Origin of the sequence: uncultured Butyricimonas sp. (assembly GCF_959596855.1) — a bacterium.
Classification (GTDB): Bacteria; Bacteroidota; Bacteroidia; order Bacteroidales; family Marinifilaceae; genus Butyricimonas; species Butyricimonas muris.
The window spans coordinates 18,664-40,792 of the sequence record NZ_CAUFYA010000036.1 but is presented as its reverse complement, the minus strand read 5'-3'; the positions used below and the strand labels follow the sequence as shown (position 1 = coordinate 40,792).

The following is a 22,129-nucleotide window of genomic DNA, read 5'->3' as shown; positions in this document are numbered from 1 at the left end:
GGTGTTTGCCCAAGTATACGTGATGAATATACTTGGGCAATTTTTATGTCCGTTTACTTCAGATAAAAGATAAACCATGAAAGGCTTAACTTTTTTGAAAAATAATCGTATCTTGTAAAAAAATAAAAGAAAGAGATATGAGTACATTAAAAGAAGCTTTAGCACATAGAAGAAGTTATTACGCTATTACAAATAAATCATTAATTACTGATAGCGAGATAGAAGATATTGTAAAGTTTGCCGTGAAGAATATCCCTTCCGCGTTTAATTCCCAAACAACACGAGTTGTTTTATTATTAGGAGAACAGCACCTGAAATTATGGAATATCGTGAAAGATACATTGCGTAAAATCGTTTCAGAAGAAGCATTTAAGGCAACCGAGAAGAAAGTAGATACATCATTTGCCGCGGGGTATGGTTCCGTGCTCTTTTTTGAAGACCGTACCGTGGTCGAGGGATTACAAAAAGCATTCCCGACCTATCATGAAAAATTCCCTATATGGTCGCAACATACTTCTGCCATGCATCAGTTAGCTATTTGGACAATGTTGGAGGATGCCGGCTTCGGTGCTTCGTTGCAACATTACAATCCTTTAATTGATGAAGCCGTTATCGCGGAATGGGGACTACCCGAGAATTGGGAATTAGTTGCACAGATGCCTTTCGGTATTCCGTTGCAAGAACCCGGGAAAAAAGAGTTTAATCAGTTGGAAGAAAGGGTTCGTGTTTTCAAGTAATATATGTATGAAAATTATTTTATAGAGGTGAGGTGTAACAACCTCACCCTTTTTATATTTGATCAATTTCTTCGAGAGAGAGACCAGTTATTTTAGCGATAGTATCCGGGAGTAAACCAAATGATTTCATATTTCGAGCAATTTCCAGCTTTTCTTCCATTCGACCTTTTTCTAACCCTTCTTCTAACCCTCTTTTCAACCCTTTTGTTCAGCACTATAATATAATGTTTTCTCCACGCTGATAATATCCCAAAATTGTTCGTAACCTAGTAACTGAGCCGGAGTAAAGGCTGATTCTTCAACGGCTTTAACAGCTTTTCCTACTTCTGGATTAGCTAATAGTTCTTCCGGTACTTCCACGGTATTCTCGTCTATCTCCGTCAGATAACGTAACCACAGTACTTGCATTTTTTTCTCCATGTAACAATGTGGATGAAACTTGGGTAACTCTACAAATATCAGTTGTAGACCGTCGATCACTTTATCGGAATTCTCCACGTGCACTAGCCGATAATGATGATAATATCCTTCTAATTCTGATTCAAAGGTATCGTTGACTAGATTAAGCGAGTATACCGGTTGCAGCAATTGATAGTTTTCCCCACTCTCGATCTGGCGCACATAAGCTTTCGAGGCATTGAACAAAACCCGTTGTTTGAACTCTGGTGACCAGATCATTTACATTTCCACGATGAATTGTCGACCTTGTTTATCTTTGCAACGCACGTCCACGATGCTGTTCTTGCGCAAGGGGTTTTCCGGCACCATTTCAGAAGGTAGGTACTCTATGTCGGTGATTTCCTGTCCGGGAGCTAACGGGAGTAAGGCGTTGAGTAAACTCATCACCAGATCGGGATGTTCGCCGAATACGCGTTTGAAAGTTAAATCAGCTTTAGGATTCAAGTATCTCATGGCAGTTTATTTTAATCTATAGTTCAACACTTACAAAATTAGCAATTAAAATTGGAACCTGTTAATCCTAGGGGGAGTTTTTCTTTTTAAAAGCATGTATGTTTTTGATTTTAATATTTATAGCAAGTTGTATAGGTCGTAAATTGAGGAAGAATTTTATATAGATATCTTTCGAATGTAAATTGCATCCGAGGGATATTTTTTGCTTTGAAAAAAATATGGGAAATGGAGTAAGGGTATTTGCTTTTTTGGACTCTTAATAGTAAAAAGTATAAAGGAACTTTTTAATTAATAGTAAATTTAAAATTTGAAGTTTATGAAAAAAGTATTATTTTCGTTGTACATACTTGCAGTTTTCTTCGCATGTAGTCAACCTGAAGTTGAAAACTTAACTCAAGAGAGAACAATGAGATTGAGTTCAAGGAGTATGGGAATGGAGGATCAAAAACCAGATGTATACGTTGAGTCTGGTTGCTTAGTTTTTAAGAATTTTAATGTTCGTGATTCCATTATTAATATGTTAGAGCAATTGAATGATGAACATAGGATTGCATGGGAAAAGAATTTAGGATTTGTATCTGCCAAAACCTATTATGCTCCGTATTTTTACGAATACGACAATGTAAAATCAGAAGAAGAATGTCATTTGTTTGCTGAGAAATATGCATCAATCTTGAATATTACGACAGATGAAGAGGGATGTATAGACGTGGAATATCCGTTTACGACACCTCGTTTCGAGGTCATATTGACTGCGGATGGAAGAGTAAAAGTTGGAAATGCTATGTATATTTATAAAACTAATCGACGAATTGTTATTCATTTCGCAGATGTTAGAAGAATTAATAATTATAAAAATGCTCTTGTTTCTTCTGAAAATGATAATGTGGATGTGATTTATAATAATGATGCACAAGTGATGTTGCGTGGCAGTGTTAGTCGAGACATATCATTAGTCAACTCTGGCGGGTTTATAAAATCAGGAAAGAAAAAATATTTATGGGATCTTATTTATTCTTTAGAAAAAGTTATGATTGATAAAACATTCTATCGTAATCATGTATATTTAAAATTGCATCAAAGAGCAAAGAAAAAATATCTTGGTGGTTGGCATGATTATAGTACAAGTTATAGTATCCATGGAACATATGTTAGCGTTCAAAGTAATGATATTAGTACTCAATACTATGGAGATGAACATTCTATTACACGAAAAAGTGGTGCAAATTATACATTTTTTCATTTAGAAACTCCTAGAGCCTTAAATTATGGTGTCGAGGGACACCCTAGACTAGACATTGTTGTAAGAGCAGATCATAAATCAAGCTTTTTGGGGTGGCCGGGATATCATTTAAATTATGAAGGAAGCGTTGGAAACATTACAGATTTTTATGTATTTGCCTCTTCTTTCCCTAATAAACTCTATTATTAATTTTCAATGAAAAAATATTTAGTCTTTTTTATAATTGTGATTTTTGCTTCTTTTTCTTGTAGCAAGAAAGAGGAAGAACCTATAGCTTATGAATTTGTTAGCACGGGTATGGATACATTGATTATAGGAAATTATTTTACATCCTTTTTTTATATCACGTCACCCTCTGCTAAAGTATCTTTTTACCTAGAGGGACCGATAGAGAATTTCAAAGGAGACGCTGGAGATTTTTTTTTCGATAATATTTCAGATAGTCTTTACATTCGTGATGATATGATATTTATCAAAGAAATATCTTCTTTTGAAAAGAATGATTATAATAAGAAGTTTTGGAAGATTTCTTTTGATTGGGTACCGACGACTCAACAAATTGAAGTCAATAAAATATATTGTTTTATAATTCAGAGTATTTGGGAGGCTGAAGGTATTCCTCGTACAACATGGAGAAATTACATATATATGAAAGGATGTTAAGGAATATACATGCTAAATAAGAAGTAGAGGTATCTTAAAACAATTATTTTTTACAAGATACTTTTACTTCTTATTTATTTAGCCTACTTTTGAGAAATAGTTTTCGTGTATGTGAAAAAGCAGGATATGATGCTTGTAGATTCTAATATTTTAGAAAAGTACTTCAATAAGATGTATAGACCGCTATGTCTGTATGCCCTAAATATAACCGAATCATACGATGATTCGGAAGATATCGTACAGCAGATATTTGTAGAGTTGTTGGAGAAAGCGGTTACGGGTAGTCTGGAAGTGGGAGAAATGAAATATTATTTATACACGGTCGTGCGGAATCGGGCTGTGAAACACGTGAAAAGAAGCCATGAAAAAATATCCATAGAGAACGCAATGTATCTGACGGATGAAAATGCTGTATCAATTTCTGTCGAGGAAGAAGCCTTGGTGTGGGATTGGATTGACGCTTTGCCTGCGGAAAGGCGGAATATATTCTTGATGGCAAAACAACAAGGCATGAAGTATAAAGAAATTGCCATGCAATTGAATATTTCGGTGAAAACTGTTGAGGGACAAATGGGGAAAGCATTAAAGACGTTGAGAGATAAAGCGATAAAAATTTATTTATTCTTCTTTGGGTAGTATAAGCTTTAATACATGACAAGAGCATGAAAAATGAATTATTAGCAAAATATATTCTTGGTGAAGCAAACACGAAAGAAAGCCAAAGCGTGGAACGTTGGTTGAAAGAAAGTGAAGAGCATCGACGAGAATTTCAACGCGTCGAACGTCGTATCCAATTGGGGGCAAAACGTTACAAGTGTGGGGTCTTTGATACTCGACAAGCCGCACGAAAAATAAAATTCCCGGCGAAGAAACACCCTTTCCGAGTTTGGCAAGTGGCTGCTGCGATAATTGTTTTAATATCGGGAATATGGTACTGGAATGAACCGGGGACCGAAGAAACGGTTTTAATATCTAAAGCCGGGGAAACAAAGGTATTTTATTTGCCGGATAGTTCGCATGTAACACTTGCCGGAGATAGTCGGTTGACTTATAATTCCGAGTATGGCAAAGGAAATAGAGAGTTGTTTTTATATGGAAAGGCGTATTTCAGGGTAAAACGGGATACGGAAAAACCTTTCGTGGTACGAACATCCTTGATACGGGTAGAAGTATTGGGAACCATATTTCAAGTTACATCACGCAAGTTTCTAGCCGAAGTCTTCGTGAGAGAGGGAAGCGTGAAAGTGGCAACCCGGGATAAGAAGCAGGAAGAAATGTTAGAAACCGGAATGTCCGCTAAGTATAAACATGACGGAGAATTAGTGATCTCCGAGCAATTCAATAAAAATCAATTCAACTGGGAAACAGGTGTTTTTATATTTGAAAATGCCCTCTTGTCTGAAGTAATTGAAGTCCTGAACGAGTATTACGGTTGTCATATCGTGTTGCCGGATGATTATGCTTCTCTTCGGATAACGGTTATCTTTAAAGAAGTTTCATTGAAGGACGCAATAGAAATAATCAACAGAACTTTGGATATTCAATTAACAATTTGAGTATGCGAGTGGGGATCATGATTATTCTGTTGTTTTTTTGTGTCGCGAGAGGAATATCTCAGAATACATTTTCGATTGCTTTTCACGAAACTCCCGTGAAAGAAGTGTTGGAAAAGCTTGAACAACAAACAGGATATATTTTCTCGTACTCGCCTGCTGTTTTGAATCCATTAGCCCCGATAACGGTATCTATACAACAAGCTGATTTGGAACAAGTTTTGAACTCGGTGTTTAAACCGTTGGGTATCACGTGGGAGATATTCGGGGGATATATCATTTTGAAGAAGAGAAAGCGTTTTTTCACCGTTTACGGAAGAATATACGACAAAGAATCACGGGAAAGATTGATTGGTGCCTCTGTTTACGATTCCCGGTTGCGTATCGGTGCAGCCACCAATAATTACGGATTCTACACGCTACTCGTACCGGAAGGTGAGGTGAGTTTAAACTATTCTTACGTGGGGTATCAGGGGAGTGTGTATCAATTCAATTTAAAAACAGATACCGTGCTCAATGTCGAATTACACCCGACATTAAATTTAGGGGAAATTATTGTAACTCAGCCATCCATTCCCGAATGGGCAAAGAATACTCAAGCCGGCCAGTTAGAGTTTCCGATTTTCACGGCAAATGTGCTTCCGAAACTTCTAGGTGAAAGTGACTTACTGAAAGCTGTCCAGTTATTTCCCGGAGTCCGTGCCGGTATAGAAGGCATAGCGGGTTTATTGGTCAGGGGAGGGAATAGGGATGAAAATCAATTTTTAATAGATGATATCCCGCTATATAACGCGAATCATTTATTGGGATTCTTTTCAGCTTTCAATTCCGATGCCGTGAAGAACGTGAACTTTTATAAATCCAGCTTTCCCGCTCGTTATGGCGGACACCTCTCTTCTGTCACGGATGTACGTCTGAAAGAAGGAAATATGCAAGAATACCATGGTAGTTTTTCTGTCGGTCTGCTGTCCAGTAAATTCAACATAGAAGGTCCTATCGAGAAGAACCGCAGTTCGTTCAATATTACTGCCAGAAGAACTTACATAGATTTGATCGGGGCGCCTATTTATGCTGCGGTAAGTAATACAAGCGACAGTAAAGAAAATGTCGGGTATAATTTTGCGGATATAAATATCAAGTTGACTCGTGTGTTTTCGAAACAGAATACGTTGTCTTTTATCTTTTTCTGGGGAGATGATCATTTAAAATACAAGAAAGACGAAAAGGATTCGTATTACATGGCTCCCGAGCGTATCCGGGATAATATGCACGGGACATGGGGAAATCTGGTTGTAGGATTACGGTGGGATAAAATGATTACCCCGGGGTTATATGTCAATACCGTATTTTCCTATAACCGCTATCGGACTTTCATGAACAAAAAATATCAACATGAAACTTTTTCGGGCGATACCATTCAGCTGAAGAAGATTCGCTTTAAATCGAGTCAGGAAGAGTGGCGGATAAAGAGCGACTTCACTCGCGTTGTGAATAATTGGAATCGTTTATGTTTTGGCGGTCATTACATTTATCATGTTTTCGTGCCGGAAAAACGATTGACTTTAAGAAAGGTGGAGGGTATAGAAACGGCGCTCAGAAAATGGATTCGCCATAGGGAATACGCTCATGAAATAGCCTTGTATGTCGAGGATGAAATGACGATAAAAGAGAATCTGACCATGAATCCGGGGGTACGAAGTATATTATTTCGTGTCGGGAGTACAAATTATTTCTCTTTGGAGCCTCGTTTTTCCATGCAATACAGATGGAACGATCATTGGAGTACAAAAGCTTCCTATACACTCATGTCACAGTATGTCCACCAATTGGGAAGCAGCATGTTGAACATGCCTACCGACCTGTGGGTGCCGGTCAGTGATAAGGTAAAGCCTATGAAATCGCACCAATGCGTGGTGGGAATTTACTATTATCCCCACGTGCGTTGGCATCTTTCTCTTGAAGGATTTTACAAGACCCAGAATAACTTGATGGACGATGACAACGGGTTGGATATTACCCCGGCATATCTGGATTGGAAAGAAAATACCCGTTCTGGAAAAGGACGGGCCTTAGGGTTGGAGTGGATGCTTCGGAAAATGGGTGGAAAAACCAACGGGTGGATAAATTACACGCTCTCGCGTGCATACCGTTGGTTCCCGGATTGTTCAGTGAATCAAGGACAACGTTTCCCGGCAATGTACGATAGCCGTCACATGGTCAATCTGGTCTTGTTACATAAATTCAGCGATTTCTTTGACATCAGTGCCACTTGGACATTTAACAATGGTTTTTATACCACGCAACCACTGGAAAGATACAATGCCCCTACCACGCTGCCGGGAGAAAAGGGGGAGAAGAAAAAGGATATTATATTCCACGTTGAAAAACGCAATAATTTAAAGACACCTGATTATCATCGGTTGGATCTGGGGATTAATTTCCACCGTCGCCGCCGACACGGGACATCAACGTGGAGTATTAATTTATATAACGCTTATTGCAGGTTGAACACGATAGGGTTAAGTCCAGACTACTCTGTTAGTTATGACGAGCAGAGAGAATGTCAGTATTTCAGTAATGACTGGCTTTTCCCGATTATACCGTCTTTTTCTTACACGTTTACATTTTAGGATTAGAGTTATGAGAAGAGTGATTTTTATTTTATCGTTTTTTTTATTCTACTACGGTTGCAACAATTCGGAAGAATATAATTTTCGGGGAGAAGTACCGGACAGTCGTTTGGTTATTTATGCTTATGCGGAAGCAGACTCTTTGCTCTATGCCGAGATTTCAAAATCGAGAACAGGCACGGACAACACGGAAATTGATTCCGCATGGGATATAAAATGTCAAGTGTACGTGAATGACTGTTACGCCGGAGAATTACGGTCGAGCGGTAATAATCGCTATTTATCCGGCATACGTCCTAAGGCGGGAGATAAGATCACGATAAAAGCCTCATGCCCGGAACTGGAGGATGCGACAGGTTCAACTACTGTATGTAACCCGTTTCCGGCTATAGAATTAGATACTTTTCGAGATATGAGTGCGCTCCAATTACGTGTTCGGGTGAAAGACAACGGGGAAGGAGTGAATTATTACAGGCTGGTCGTGGAGGATGAAATCTATTTTTATGGAATGGACTGGGAAGAAGGAAGCCGGAAAATAGATTCTTCTATAAAATATTCCTACGATGTGGATCTTTCCGGGGATGCACTATTATCGGAAGGACTGATTTCAACCATTCTGGGAAAGGAGATAAACACCAACCCGTACCAAGTATTCACGAATGAAACCTTTTTCGGGAAAGAACGGGTTTTTTATGCAAGCGTGAATTATCCCTATTCTTATGAAAGGAAAACATGGATGATCGAGCATAAAGATACCATTCATTATTTGGAAAAAAAATATCATCGCCTAAGAGTAAAAGTACTCCGGATAGATAAGTCCCTGTTCGATTACCTCTATACCTTGGGGATTTACGAGGGACAGCCGGCCATGTACAAAGAACCGATTCAAGTGTCTTCAAATATACAAGGGGGACTGGGTGTCGTGGGAAGTTGTTATACTCGTGAAACCGTACTGGATATCCCCGTGGTGAAATAAAAATAAAAATACGGAATAAGGGTTTTCGTGTTTATTGACTCTTATAAGTAGAATACTTAAAAGAATCAATACATGAAAAGGAAGAAAATAAGTGGTGTATTTTTAGCTTTATCGGTAAGTGGCATCTTATTGAACGGGTGCGAGCAGAAATTACAGTTTGATTTTAAGGCGCAAACTCCCGTTCCGGTTGTGAATAGTGTGTTAAGGGCAGGTGACGATACCGTGCGGGTACGGGTCACGTGGACTAGAAACGTGTATGAACAGGAGGATTTCCCCGTGGAGGCTGATGCTTCCGTGAAATTGTACAAGAATGATCATCTGGTCGGGGAGTGTAGCTATTTAAAGGATGGATGGTATGCCATAGCCCATCCGGTAGAGGCTACCGGTACTTATCGCGTGGAGGCACGTATTAACGGTCAACCTCTTGTTTGGGGAGAAACCCGTGTACCGGCACTTTTACTTCATGCGAGCATAGAATGTGACAGTCTGCGGGATCGGATTATCAATCGCTGGACAGACCGGGCAGAGGAAAAAAACTATTATTGGTTGTCAGCAACATATTCGACTGACAGACTGATGGATACCTCGCATATGGTATTGCAATCATATATAGAAACAAACAGCACGTTGCCCGATGCTTTTAACCGGAGTTTTGATTTCGAGGAAGAAATACCGGCGGAGTATGATTATTACGTGAGAATCGAGGATAGCGGATTGTCCGGCAAAGATATTGAATTGAGTTATAAGGGACGTCGTTATTACAGTAGTTATTGGGAACCGGATTCGGGATGTTATAAAAGTACCCGTTTCATACTAAGTTTGGATGAATCCTATGACCGTTACCTGAAAGCATCCATACTGAACGAGGATTACATGTTGGACATGGATTCCGAACCGTTATTTTACTCTCCTTTATGGACTTATTCCAATATACACGGGGGTACGGGACTCGTCGCTTCTTATTCGAAATATGAAGATGTATTTATCGAGGTATTTCAAAAACGAGAAGAATAAACCCATGAAAAAAATATTGTTTATAATTGTAATACATGTGTTTTCAGTTTTCGCCTCTTTTGCCCAAAAGAATTTTACTTTAAGCGGATATGTCGAAAACAAGATGACCGGGGAGCGATTGGTCAATGCCACGATACACGAAACCCGAAGCGGTAGGGGAACTACCTGTAATCAATACGGTTTCTTCTCGCTTTCATTACCCCGCGGACAGCATCATTTATCAGTCAGTCACGTGGGATTCGCAAGGATGGAAATCAACTTGGAATTAAAAAACGATACGTTGGTCGTCATATTTTTATCTCCCGAAAATCGTTTGGAAGAAGTGGAGGTAGTCGAGAGAAAGAGGTCTTTTTCGTCAGCCTTGGGCAAACATTCCTTGTCACTGGATTGGGTGAAACGAATGCCTGCGGTTTTAGGGGAAGCCGACGTTTTGAAATCACTGCATTTCCTGCCCGGCGTCAATTCGGGGCAGGAAGGATTGACGGGTTTCAGCGTGAGAGGGGGAAGCACCGACAATACCCAATTTCTGTTGGACGGTCTTCCCGTGTATAACGTGAACCATGCTTACGGGTATTTCTCTGCTTTCAATGGGGACGCTTTACAGGATGTTACGCTTTACACGGGCGAACTTCCCGCCCGTTATGGAGGAAGTTTGTCTTCTGTGTTGGAAGTGACGATGCGGGAAGGAAATCGTAAAAAATATTCGGGAAACATCCGTATCAGTCCCGTTGCCGGTTCTGTCATCGTGGAAGGCCCCATTAAAAAAGACAAGGCTTCCTTTATCATATCGGGAAGGCGAACTTGGTTGGACGGTTTACTATGGTTAGGTCAACGTGTTGCTGGAAGTGATTTTTCGACAGGCTATAACTTTTATGATTTAAACGCTAAAGTAAACTGGGAAGTCAATAAATATAACCGTCTGTATATAAGTATGTACAATAGTCGGGATTCCCGTTTCGCGGAGTGGAAGACGGATGGCTCGAAACACGCGGACCGCTTTCAATTTTACTGGGGAAACACGAGTGTTTCAGGACGTTGGAATCATTTGTTCGCTCCTTCTTTTTTCTCGAATATCACGTTATATTACAGTCAATTCAGTAATAGCCAAAAAATGACAATGTATAACGAAAACTTCGCTCGGCGGGAAGGATCGAGGACGGATTCACGCTTGCGGGATTGGACGCTGAAAACCGATTTTGAATACTTGCCGGGAGCAAAACATCATTTCCGCTTCGGGAGCGTGAGTTCCATAAAGTATTTCGCACCGGAGATGTCATATATCGGGAGCGTCAATTTGAACGAACACGTGAAAGACACCACGACCGGAAATGTTTATTCGCAGGAAGCCTATATAGAAGATCACGTGCAACTCGGTTATCGTTGGGCGATGGATGCCGGGATACGTTTCTCATTACACGCGGTGTCCGGTACCCGTTATTATGCTTGGCAGCCTCGCCTGTCCCTCTCGTACAGGGCAGGAAAGAACATGTTATTTAAGGCGTCGTGGGCAAGAATGCAACAGCCGTTACACCTTTTGATAAACACTTCCGTGGGTATGAATACCGACCTGTGGGTACCCGTAACCCGTAAGATCGCACCTGCCTCTTCGGATTTATTCTCGGTCGGATGGTCTTATTCATTTGCTAATTCATGGAATTTTTCGATAGAAGGCTATTTCCATAACTTGAAGAACGTCGTGCGGTATCAAGACGGAATACGTTTTCTGAAGAATAAGGATAACAGTTGGCAGGAATATGTCGACGTGGGAAAAGGACGTGCCTATGGGATTGACTTCATGGTGAAGAAAACATCGGGACTCCTCACGGGGTGGCTTTCTTACTCTTTATCAAAATCGGAACGAAGTTTCACGGGGATAAACGCGGGAAACTGGTATCCGTTCGAATACGATCGCGGGCATAAACTGAACGTAACCGCAAATTATGCGCTTCCCCTGAAAGAGAAGTCCCGTTTTTACAAGTCTTTCTCGCTCAACTTCACGCTGGCGACGGGAAATTATATCTCGTTGGGAAAACAATTGTATAACGCAGTTCCCATGCCCGAAGCCTATCTGTCGGGAGAGAGTACCCCGGAGTATCGGGAATATATAGAGCACCCGAACAATTTTCGTATGCCGGCTTATCATCATTTGGATGTATCATACGTGTTGGACAACCGGAAAGGACGAGGAAGCTCGTGGGTATTCGGGATCTATAATATATATGCCCGAAAAAATCCTTCCGTGATATACCATAAACCGACCGCGGAGGGGATAACTACCCGTTGTTGGAGTCTGTTGCCGTTTGTACCTTCCGTTACGTGGAGTTATAAATTTTAGAGCGTACCAATCTATACAAAGTACCCCGGTTTGGTATACAAACCGGGGTACTTTGTATATTCTTCCGGAAAGACTTCTGTCTTGTATCTATTTTTGAAGCATAATTAATTAAAACCGATTATGGAAAAGACAGAAGTTATTACACGAGTTTCAAAATTAGTCATACTCTTTTTATTCGCGGTAACACCGGTGATGCTCAACGGGCAAGACAATCGAAAAGCCTTGATGCGGTCGATACGGGGAACCGTGGTGGACGCGGCTTCGGGTTATCCGATTGCTTACGCTTCGGTTGCTCTGCTGGGAAGACCGGGAACGGGAGCGATCTCGGATAGTTCGGGACATTTTATTATAAAAAATGTACCTGTCGGGCGTCACGATATACAAGCATCGTTCGTGGGATATGAATCCGCTATTTTTAAAGAAATACTTGTCACTTCCTCTAAAGAAGTGTTTCTGAACATTCCGTTGAAAGAGGCTATACGGGAACTGGACGAAGTCACGGTGCGTCCGAGTCTGAATAAAGAGCAACCGTTAAATAAAATGGCAACGACGGGAGCGAGGATGCTGAGCGTGGAAGAGGCAAGCCGATACGCGGGGGGAATGGACGATCCCGCGCGTCTGGTCAGTTCTTTTGCCGGGGTATCACCTGCCATGTCAACGAACGGGATTTCCATTCACGGGAATGCTCCTCACTTGTTGCAATGGAGATTGGAGGACGTGGAGATACCGAACCCGAATCATTTTGCCGATTTATCAATTCTCGGGGGAGGTATTCTTTCGGGGTTAAGCAGTCACGTGTTGGGAAATTCGGATTTCTTTTCCGGGGCTTTTCCCGCCGAATTTAGTAATGCCGTGTCCGGTGTTTTCGACATGAAATTGAGAAACGGGAATAACCGTCGAGTGGAGAACACGATACAAATCGGATTGCTCGGTATGGACTTTGCCTCGGAAGGCCCGTTGACGAAGAAACATAATTCCTCTTATATATTCAATTACCGCTATTCCACGACGGGGATACTCGAGAAAGCGGGTATTGTTGACTTCGGGGGTATACTGGATTATCAGGACTTGAATTTCAAATTTAACATTCCCACGCGGAAAGCGGGAACATTTTCCGTCTGGGGAACCGGACTGATCGATAAATCCGAAAGTGAATTCGAGAAGAACCCCGAAGAATGGGAATATCTCGGCGAACAGATGGAGAGCGAAACAAGTCAGTACATGGTGGCGGGAGGCATCTCTCACAGCTATTTCTTCAACGATAACACGCGATTGAAAACCATTGTTGCCGCTACTTATTTCAGGCATAAAGGATTTGTTGACTTCTATGATTTCGATTTGAACAAGTACCCGAATCTGGATTTGGTACGTAATAACACGAACTTGATTTTCTCCGCCATATTGAACCGGAAATTCAGTGCAAAATTTACCAACAAAACGGGTTTTACTTTCACGAAGATGTACTACGACATGGAAATGAACCTGTCCCCGTACACGATGCAACCATTGGAATTGATATCCAAGGGTGAAGGCAACACGAATCTGATCTCCGGGTACACGAGTTCATACATCGGACTGAGCGACCGGGTAACCCTAAGCGTGGGACTTAACGCGCAGGTACTCACGCTGAATAATCATTGGACGGTAGAGCCTCGTACCGGAATAAAATGGCAGGCTACCCCGAAAGCCTCGTTTGCCTTGGCTTACGGGCTTCATAGCCGGATGGAAAAAATGGATGTTTATTTCGTGCGTACCCGAAGCACGGGTACGGAACCCGTGAACAAGGATTTGGATTTTTCGAAGGCGCATCACGTGATGCTTTCGTATGGTTGCAGGTTATCCGATAACTTGAATTTAAAGATTGAACCTTACTTCCAACATCTATTTGATATTCCCGTGATTGCCGATAGTTCCTATTCCGTGCTGAACCGTGTGGACTTCTACGTGGAGGAAGCTTTGAAGAACAAGGGAAAGGGACGTAACTTCGGGGTAGACGTAACCTTGGAAAGATACTTGAATGACGGTGTTTACTACATGATATCCGGTTCGCTTTTCAGTTCCAAATACAAGGGAGGGGACGGCAAATGGCGGAACACGAAATATAACCGACAATTTATTATCAATTGTCTGAGCGGCAAAGAGTGGATGTTAGGACAAGACAAGCAGAATATACTGGGAATCAATCTGAAAATGACCATGCAGGGAGGGGATCGTTATAGTCTGGTTGACAGGGTGGCAACGCTTGACGATCCCGATAAAGTGGTACAACATGATGAAACGAAAGCATTCACGAAACAATTCTCGCCGATGTTTATCGTCAATTACACGATCAGTTACAAGATAAACAAGAAAAAAGTTTCTCATGAATTTGCCTTGAAAGGCTTGAATGCAACGGGTTGTAAAGAATATTACGGTCACGAGTATAACTTTAATACGGGAGAGATCAAGCCGTTGAGAAGTGCAACCGCTTTGCCGAACATTAGTTATAAGTTAGAATTTTAAAAATTTATAGAGATAAGGTATTACATTTGTACGCGTGGAAATAAACAAATATCGAATCATGAATTTGAACACGAAAGGGCAGAAGCTGCTGCATCATATATTGATAAACCCGAAGGCTAAGGTTTGGCGGCACGCTCTCCTGATCGTGGCTATCGCTTCGGTTTCTTTCAACCAGACGTATATAGTTTTTCAACACGGGATTCCCGTGTTGCGCGATAAACTATACCTGATAGCCTTGTTTGCAGCCTTATCGTATCTGGTCGTTGTCTATTACAATATTTACGTGCTGATTCCCAAGTATCTGATAAAAAAGAAATACACGTTGTACGGTATAGGAGTTGCTATCTCGGTGATATTGCTTCTGTGCGGGCAGAACTTGATCGAGGATATTACCCGTTCATACTTGGGAGAAGCGGGAATGAACTATCTCAGTCCGGTATCCTTGATAAACAATATATCTTCTTTTACCACCATCTCTCTCTGTTTGGTGGGTGGGTCTATCACCGTGCTGCTGAAATATTGGATGCTGGAAAACCAACACGTGAGCCGGTTGGAGAAGATGCATATTCAATCGGAAGTGGAGCAATTGAAAGAACAGGTGAACCCGCAATTATTGTTCAACATTCTGGATAAAACCGGACGTTTGGCAAACACGGAGCCGGAGGAATCTTCCCGTATGCTATTCAAATTGAGTCAACTCCTGAGATACCAGTTGTATGATTGTAGCCGCGGCACGGTATTGCTGGATGCTGAAATTCGTTTTCTAGGCAATTACCTGTCACTGGAGCAAATATATTCACGGCAATTCGAATACCGGATTTCATCGGAAGGAGAGGTCAGGCGGGTGTTTATCCCACCTTTATTATTTATCCCTTTCGTGCAGTGGTGCGTGATGCAAATATACAAAGGGAACCAACAGGGAGTGCTTCACTTGGATTTTAAAGCGGATAAGAAACAGGTTGAATTTGTTTGCGAACACGATCGCGAAACAATTCCCGGGGAAGGCGATCTTTCAAGAATAAAACAACGCTTGGCTTTCTTGTACAAAACTGATTATTCGTTAGCCCTCGCTGAAAATTCCATTCATTTAACGTTAAAACAGCCGGAATCATGATAAAAGACATAGACCAAAGTATACCTGATTTCCTGTCATCCCCCAAGTTCCGGGTACACAGACATCTGTTATTGCAGTTGACACTTATCTGCATATCGTCGAGTGTTTTTGCCGACCTGTCGGGAGAGGTACTTGCCACGCGGGAACGGCTCTACTGTTTTATAGGGTTCTATCTCGTGCTTAATTTGGACGTGTATTGCAATCTTTATCTCCTTGCACCCCGTTTCCTTATGAGAGATCGTATTTCCAGCTATATATTATCCGTTGTCGGTATGATATTGTTTGCTATCTTGGTTATAGCCGTTTTGCAATCCAGTTTTTATAATCTCTATCAAACAGATCCCGTGTATAACCGGTATATCGTGTTGAATCTTGTTTCTTCAATGATATCAATCGGGCTGCTTACATTCGGTTCGTCAACCTTGCTACTTATAAAATACTGGATAGAATATAATCAGAGAGTGGATGAATTGGCTTCTTCCACTTTGCAGTCGGAACTGAAATTTCTGAAGAAACAAATCAACCCTCATTTCTTGTTCAATATGCTGAATAATGCCAACGTGCTGATCCGCAAGAACCCGAAAGAGGCTTCCCGCGTACTGTTTCGTTTGAAAGACTTGCTGCGTTACCAGATAAATGACAGTACCAAAGAGAAAGTATCATTGAACTCGGAGATTCAATTCTTGAGTGATTTCCTGAATTTGGAGAAAGTGCGGCGAGATAATTTCGAATACCTGATTATGAAAGAGGGAAAAATGGAGCAGTTTTGGCTACCGCCATTGTTGTTTATCCCTTTCGTGGAAAATGCCGTGAAGCATAATCCGGACACGGAAAACAAGTCGTTCGTCTACCTTTCTTTTGAAGTGACGGACGATCGTTTGATATTCCGCTGCCAAAATTCGAAGCCTGCAATAGCACCGGAACGCGCTGAAGTGGGAGGGTTGGGATTGAAAAATATAAAACGTCGGTTGGAATTGTTATTCCCGGGTAACCATTCTTTGGAAATTCAAGAAGACGAAAAAACATACACTGTAAATTTACACCTGATATTATGAATTGTATTATTGTAGATGATGAACCGTTGGCAAGAGAAGCCATAGAATTATTGACAGGGGAGAACACGCGATTGAAATTGACGGGGACATTTAATAATGCATTGTCCGCTTCCCGGTTTATGGAGGACAACCCCGTTGATCTGGTATTTCTGGATATCCAAATGCCGGGCATCACGGGGATTGAATTTGCCCGGGCGATTCCCCGGAGGACTCTGGTCATTTTCACGACCGCGTACACGGAGTATGCCTTGGACAGCTACGAGGTGGATGCTATTGATTATCTGGTGAAACCCGTGGAGGCAGAACGTTTCCAAAAAGCCGTGGAAAAAGCGATGATATACCATGCACTCTTGTTGCAGGAAGAAAAAGAGAATATCGAACCGGTAGATAATGAATTTTTCTTCGTGAAGTCCGATCGCCGTTATTTCAAAGTGAATTTCAAAGATATACTTTTTATCGAGGGACTGAAAGATTACGTGATTATCCAACTGGCAGACCAGCGTATTATTACCCGGATGAACTTGAAAACGACATATGAACTCCTGCCTAAAAAAGACTTCCTACGGGTAAATAAATCATATATCGTGAACACGAATCATATTGACTCTTTCGACAATAACGACATCTTTATCGGGAATTACGAAATAGCGATAGGCAACACGTACCGGGATTCATTTTTCGATACGTTTATGAAGAGGGGATAAATTCAAGGTAAAAAACGTTTTCACGCGTTTGTCCTAGAGTAATCCCGGTAATATCGTGATGCAAACGGGTAATACTTGAGTTGTAATGTGGTTGCACGTTTGTTGTAGATACAGTGTAGAAACGCTTCGGGGTATATCTGCAACGGATGAACAATGGTAGAACATCGAATGAAGGAGCCTACTTGGGGAGAAAGGTAACCTTTACGCATGAGATTTTCAGACTATCGTACATATACGATATTTATTGATTTTATTTGGAGTTTTCACGTATTGTTCGTAGATTTACGAATAACAAACAATCTAAAGAATGGAAGATAAGAAATACTCTGACGAACAAATACAGGTAGCCCGTTTTGCCAAGGCAATGGGGCATCCGGCAAGAATGGCGATTCTTGATTTCCTTGCAGGACAGGAGAATTGCTATTTTGGAGATATTCACGAGGAATTACCTATCGCGAAAGCGACTGTTTCTCAGCACTTGAAAGAACTGAAAGAAGCAGGTTTAATACAAGGAGAAATTGAAACTCCCAAGGTGAAGTATTGTATCAACCGGGAGAATTGGGCTTTAGCAAGTAGATTATTCGCGAATTTCTTTTGCGAGTGTAATCGGGTGCGGCTTTAGTGGCCGTTGTCGGCGTACTTGTCGAAGTGCTGGTTATGCTTGCTTTGGTACGAATGGCAAACTGAACTAAAAAGTGGTTCCCTGCGCTAGGGAGTAACACGATCAAGATATGAACAAGAGAGGAGTATCATTAGTTTACCCGCGCGCAAGCGGCGGGCTATGGCTTGTCCCGACTATCTTTAGAGTAGAAACACTGTTGAAACATACCATGAAGGCAAATCAGCGAAGATGCTTCGTTCATGCTTCGTTCATGCTACGTCTATGGTGTAGAGAAAGTATAGAGTAAAGGCAGAGCAATGTATGCCAAGTTCACATTAAATGAATCAATAATGAAATCACGTATTCAAAGTTATATATATATTATCAGCGTTCTCGTGTTATTGGGAAGTTTATTTCTTCTAAGGGGAAATATTAGTCGTTTTCTATCGGGGATACAAACGAAAAATAGTACGGATATAAAACATGAAGCGATAGCCAATACAATCATCAAACGATACAATTACAACCGGAATGACAGTGATTATCAAGTCACTTTTTTAGAATTCGGGGCAACTACCTGTCATTCTTGCAAACTAATGGAGAAAGTCATGGAGGAAGTGCGAGAACGCTATTCGAGCAAAGTAAATACCGTGTTTATCAACGTGACTCTTCCCGCGAATAAAGATATCGTGAAACATTTTGGAATCGTGACTATTCCAACTCAAATATTACTTGACAAAAATGGAAAAGAATATTATCGTCATGAAGGCTATATCTCGGCAGATGATTTGAGTAAACAATTTCCCTGATAAGAGCATATAAAGATGGAGGTATGTCAAAAAAACAAGGAGTGTAAAAGGAGAAAACTTTTTTCTCTCCCTTTTCTTTATCTCTACAACGGTTTCACCGGAATACAAATATCCACGATATGTTTTTGTTCGGGATGTGTGGTATAATCGTTGTGATAGAGTTCGTAAGTCCAACCGTCACCTTGTTGGTATCCGCTTTCGACAAACCAGTTACACATACTGTTCCACGCTTTCTCAAAATCATTAAAACCGAGTTCAAAGTGTCCGACGGCATACTTTCCAGAAGGAATGGTTAGCTTACCGATTTCACCATCCACTTTTACATCTTCCTCGATGATGATACAGGCGCTTTGGCGCACTTTTTCAAGTTCGGTTACTGACGGGTCATCATGTGTTACCGTTGCACTTTTAGACACGTTTGGCGTGTAAAGTCCGCGAGGATAAGCCCATTTTAACAATTTCCCATATGCTTCTCCAATTTGGTTGAATGCTCCGATGTGGCGCACATACACTGCCTTCATTTCAGGCATTTCCTTAACTTCAATGTTTGCTTTCATGAAATATAATTGATTTGATTCTACAATGCAAAGGTCGGTTTCTTCCAGTACATCATGTTTCAAATTCTTGCGGAGCATTTGCCCATTCTTGCTAAAAAGTTTCCCCCCTAGTGCATAAACAGGTTTATCCTCCCAGCTGAATTGGCTGGGTGTCATACCAAAATATTTCTTGAAAGTGCGACTGAATAATGACACGCTACCGAATCCACATTCATAAGCGATTTCGGTTATGGCTTGCGGTTCTGTCTCCCGAAGTTTCCACGCTGCTTTTTCTATCCGCAAGCGTTGAATATAGTCGATTGGCGTTTCGCCAATCAAAAAGGTAAATACTCTGTGAAAATGAAAAGGTGAAAAGTTAGCAATATCGGCTATTGCTTTTAACTCCAATGGCTGGTCGAGGTGTTGGTCAATGTAGTCCATCACCCGATTAATGCGTGACCGGTATTCTATACGGCTTTTTTCTTGAATATTCATAATTTGCAAAAGTAGTCTAATTTACAAAAATAGATTTTCTTATTCTTGCTAAATATTCTTATACTTTATATTATATCCCCTCCGTAATCTGTTTTTCCAGAGATTCCAGTGTATGAGATAATCAAGCATTGAAGTATATTTATTACAATCGCTAAAGATATCCATTGTACACGGTCAATCAAAAGCATATGATGCCCCCAAGGAATAATGAAAAGTGGCGATAACGACTTTTCAGCAACTTGCTGAAAAGTTGAGTTCTCGCCGATACGTTCTATGTTGCCGCCAAAATCTTCAGCAAGTTGCTGAAGATTTCCAAACGTCTTATTATAAAGCATATAAAATCTCTTGGCATAGCACCAAATGCACCATATCAAAAATATAACGGGGAGATACGTGAATTTTGAATAAAATAAAAACAGCTATCTCACCTGGAGATAGCTGTTTTGTATGTAATAAATTCGATTGAAATCAAATCTTGGAGTTCACGATATTCAGAATATCGGTTTCCATTTGTTTTGCCAGTTCGACCACTCTTTCACCTCTGGAAATGATGTCGTTAGCATATTCTTTATCATCCAATCCGGCAGCGTTGATCTTCACGTTGAGGAAAGCGCCGATTACCCCGGAGCGGGCAGCCAAAGCTCCAACTCCGGCATCTGTTACTGAATTAGGGTTACCGATTTCAGCCATAGCTTTCACGACTTCCATGCACTCGAAGCAAAGCATCATCGTCTTGAAAGGAACTTCAGTAGCGAATTTGGTTGCGTCTTGGATAGCTTGATGTCGAGCGGCTTTTTCTTCCTCCGATTTCTTGGGTAACCCGAAGGCATCCATGATACGGTTGAAAGCGTTGGTATCCTCGTCAACCATTTTGATTAACTCAACTTGATAAGCCTTTCCTCTTTCTGCCCAATTGCTGAATTCTTCCCAACGTTCATCCCAACCGCGTTTGTGAGAGGAGAGGTTAGCCACCATGGTAGCCAATGAAGAAGCCAGAGCACCCATGTAAGCGGAAATAGAACCACCACCGGGAGCGGGAGATTCGGAAGCCGTTTCGTCAGCAAATTCACGAAGGTTCATATCAATCAGGAATTTCTTTCCTTGATTCATCTCGTCTTCCAGAATATATTCGATAATCTTCTTTCTCGGTTCGAAAGGATAAAGTTCATCCAAACCCAAAGACTTCACGGCAATCTTGATTAACTCCTTGTCGGAAACTCCGGTAGAGCGTTGTTGTTTGCGCAGGAAATAACGTCCGGCATCCAACATGGCTTTCAACGGAATTACACCTACCAACTCGGAACCCGTTACACGAATACCGCGATCTTGTGCTTTCCGGCATACTTCGTCAAATGCCTCGTGCACGGAAGTCACGGAAATATCGGTCAGGTTCATGGAAATTTGGGCGATACCGTATTCCTCGATAAACCAGCCGATGGCTTTCACGGATTTCAATGTTCCGGGAATCATCACGTTTTTACCTTTCTCGTCTTTCACGATTTTCCCGGTGATAGGGTTGCCTTCTCTCTTGGCACGTCCGCGTTCGCGCACGTCAAAAGCGATAGCGTTGGCACGACGGGTAGAAGTCGTGTTCAGGTTCACGTTGTAAGCAACTAGGAAATTACGTGCTCCCACGGCTGTTGCCCCAGTTTTTGCCGTCCATTCGTTCAATTCGCGGGGACCGAAATCAGGATGCCATTGCTCGCTGCTCAAACGTTCGCCCAAAGCCTCGTATTCTCCGGCACGGCAAGTAGCCAGATTTCTTCTTTCCGGGGTAAAAGCGGCGTTCTCGTAGCAATATACCGGAATATTCAATTCTTCCCCGATACGTTTTGCCAAAGCGCGAGCGTATTCCACGGTTTCTTCCATGGTAATATTGGACACGGGCACTAAAGGACACACGTCAGTTGCCCCGAAACGAGGATGCGCTCCTTTATGTTTTTTCATATCAATCAGTTCAGAGGCTTTCTTTACCGCGCGGAAAGCGGCTTCGCAAACTTCTTCCGGCGTACCTACCATGGTCACTACCGTGCGATTGGTTGCCTTACCGGGGTCCACGTCAATCAGACTAACACCTTCAACAGCCTTGATCTCTGCCGTAATCTGGTCAATAATGTGCATATCGTTCCCTTCACTGAAATTCGGAACGCATTCTATTAACTTTTTCATATCCTTGTTTAAATTGAAAATTACTATTTATAAAATATTCAGAATCAACTAATCACAAAATCGGAAATCATATAATCGACT

18 protein-coding genes and 1 pseudogene are annotated in these 22,129 nt (G+C 41.4%); 15 read left to right on the top strand and 4 right to left on the bottom strand.

Annotation, left to right across the window (positions count from 1 at the left end):
• Positions 1-137: 137 nt before the first annotated feature.
• Positions 138-737 carry a nitroreductase family protein gene (locus Q5866_RS14815; RefSeq protein WP_303181017.1) on the top strand — a complete coding sequence of 200 codons (600 nt, stop codon included), beginning with the start codon at positions 138-140 and terminating at the stop codon, positions 735-737.
• 52 nt (positions 738-789) lie between these two features.
• On the opposite strand, the pseudogene Q5866_RS14810 reads toward Q5866_RS14815, so the two are convergent.
• Positions 790-1,649: pseudogene (locus tag Q5866_RS14810) on the bottom strand (Rpn family recombination-promoting nuclease/putative transposase).
• 316 nt (positions 1,650-1,965) lie between these two features.
• On the opposite strand from Q5866_RS14810, the gene Q5866_RS14805 reads away from it, so the two are divergent.
• The 14 genes from Q5866_RS14805 (at position 1,966) to Q5866_RS14740 (ending at position 18,848) form a co-directional block, all read left to right on the top strand.
• The gene (locus Q5866_RS14805; protein WP_303181016.1) at positions 1,966-3,081 is read left to right on the top strand and encodes a hypothetical protein; all 1,116 of its coding nucleotides are present in this window, start codon (positions 1,966-1,968) and stop codon (positions 3,079-3,081) included.
• A 6-nt stretch (positions 3,082-3,087) separates the two neighbouring features.
• Entirely contained in the window at positions 3,088-3,555 is a 468-nt protein-coding gene (locus tag Q5866_RS14800; protein ID WP_303181014.1) for a hypothetical protein, read from the top strand.
• A 126-nt stretch (positions 3,556-3,681) separates the two neighbouring features.
• Positions 3,682-4,191 carry a sigma-70 family RNA polymerase sigma factor gene (locus Q5866_RS14795; RefSeq protein ID WP_303181012.1) on the top strand — a complete coding sequence of 170 codons (510 nt, stop codon included), beginning with the start codon at positions 3,682-3,684 and terminating at the stop codon, positions 4,189-4,191.
• Between the two features lie 26 nt (positions 4,192-4,217).
• Positions 4,218-5,111 carry a FecR domain-containing protein gene (locus Q5866_RS14790; RefSeq protein WP_303181011.1) on the top strand — a complete coding sequence of 298 codons (894 nt, stop codon included), beginning with the start codon at positions 4,218-4,220 and terminating at the stop codon, positions 5,109-5,111.
• A gap of 2 nt (positions 5,112-5,113) precedes the next feature.
• Complete coding sequence (locus Q5866_RS14785) at positions 5,114-7,738, top strand: TonB-dependent receptor (RefSeq protein ID WP_303181010.1); 2,625 nt, start codon at positions 5,114-5,116, stop codon at positions 7,736-7,738.
• 10 nt (positions 7,739-7,748) lie between these two features.
• Positions 7,749-8,714, top strand: coding sequence for a DUF4249 domain-containing protein (locus Q5866_RS14780; protein ID WP_303181009.1), 966 nt, complete (start codon positions 7,749-7,751; stop codon positions 8,712-8,714).
• Between the two features lie 72 nt (positions 8,715-8,786).
• Positions 8,787-9,728: a DUF4249 domain-containing protein gene (locus tag Q5866_RS14775; RefSeq protein ID WP_303181008.1), complete on the top strand. Its 942-nt coding sequence runs from the start codon at positions 8,787-8,789 to the stop codon at positions 9,726-9,728.
• A 4-nt stretch (positions 9,729-9,732) separates the two neighbouring features.
• Positions 9,733-12,063 carry a TonB-dependent receptor gene (locus Q5866_RS14770; protein WP_303181007.1) on the top strand — a complete coding sequence of 777 codons (2,331 nt, stop codon included), beginning with the start codon at positions 9,733-9,735 and terminating at the stop codon, positions 12,061-12,063.
• Positions 12,064-12,255: 192 nt separating this feature from the next.
• Entirely contained in the window at positions 12,256-14,565 is a 2,310-nt protein-coding gene (locus Q5866_RS14765) for a carboxypeptidase-like regulatory domain-containing protein (RefSeq protein WP_303181032.1), read from the top strand.
• A gap of 34 nt (positions 14,566-14,599) precedes the next feature.
• Positions 14,600-15,679 (top strand): sensor histidine kinase, encoded by a 1,080-nt coding sequence (locus Q5866_RS14760; RefSeq protein ID WP_222621146.1) that lies wholly within the window; start codon positions 14,600-14,602, stop codon positions 15,677-15,679.
• The gene (locus Q5866_RS14755) at positions 15,676-16,734 is read left to right on the top strand and encodes a sensor histidine kinase (protein WP_303181005.1); all 1,059 of its coding nucleotides are present in this window, start codon (positions 15,676-15,678) and stop codon (positions 16,732-16,734) included. The genes Q5866_RS14760 and Q5866_RS14755 overlap by 4 nt, the downstream gene beginning before the upstream one ends.
• A complete protein-coding gene (locus Q5866_RS14750; protein ID WP_099292441.1) occupies positions 16,731-17,438 on the top strand; it encodes a LytTR family DNA-binding domain-containing protein in 708 nt (235 codons plus the stop codon). The genes Q5866_RS14755 and Q5866_RS14750 overlap by 4 nt, the downstream gene beginning before the upstream one ends.
• Before the next feature lie 307 nt (positions 17,439-17,745).
• Entirely contained in the window at positions 17,746-18,060 is a 315-nt protein-coding gene (locus Q5866_RS14745; protein ID WP_262905167.1) for a helix-turn-helix transcriptional regulator, read from the top strand.
• A gap of 329 nt (positions 18,061-18,389) precedes the next feature.
• Positions 18,390-18,848: a co-chaperone YbbN gene (locus Q5866_RS14740; protein ID WP_303181004.1), complete on the top strand. Its 459-nt coding sequence runs from the start codon at positions 18,390-18,392 to the stop codon at positions 18,846-18,848.
• Between the two features lie 83 nt (positions 18,849-18,931).
• Here the strand turns inward: Q5866_RS14740 and Q5866_RS14735 are convergent, their stop codons facing one another.
• From Q5866_RS14735 to ftcD, 3 genes are all read right to left on the bottom strand, one after another.
• Complete coding sequence (locus Q5866_RS14735) at positions 18,932-19,879, bottom strand: GyrI-like domain-containing protein (protein ID WP_303181003.1); 948 nt, start codon at positions 19,877-19,879, stop codon at positions 18,932-18,934.
• 65 nt (positions 19,880-19,944) lie between these two features.
• The gene (locus tag Q5866_RS14730) at positions 19,945-20,214 is read right to left on the bottom strand and encodes a hypothetical protein (RefSeq protein WP_303181002.1); all 270 of its coding nucleotides are present in this window, start codon (positions 20,212-20,214) and stop codon (positions 19,945-19,947) included.
• A gap of 133 nt (positions 20,215-20,347) precedes the next feature.
• Complete coding sequence (gene ftcD / locus Q5866_RS14725; RefSeq protein WP_099292445.1) at positions 20,348-22,048, bottom strand: glutamate formimidoyltransferase; 1,701 nt, start codon at positions 22,046-22,048, stop codon at positions 20,348-20,350.
• Positions 22,049-22,129: the final 81 nt, after the last annotated feature.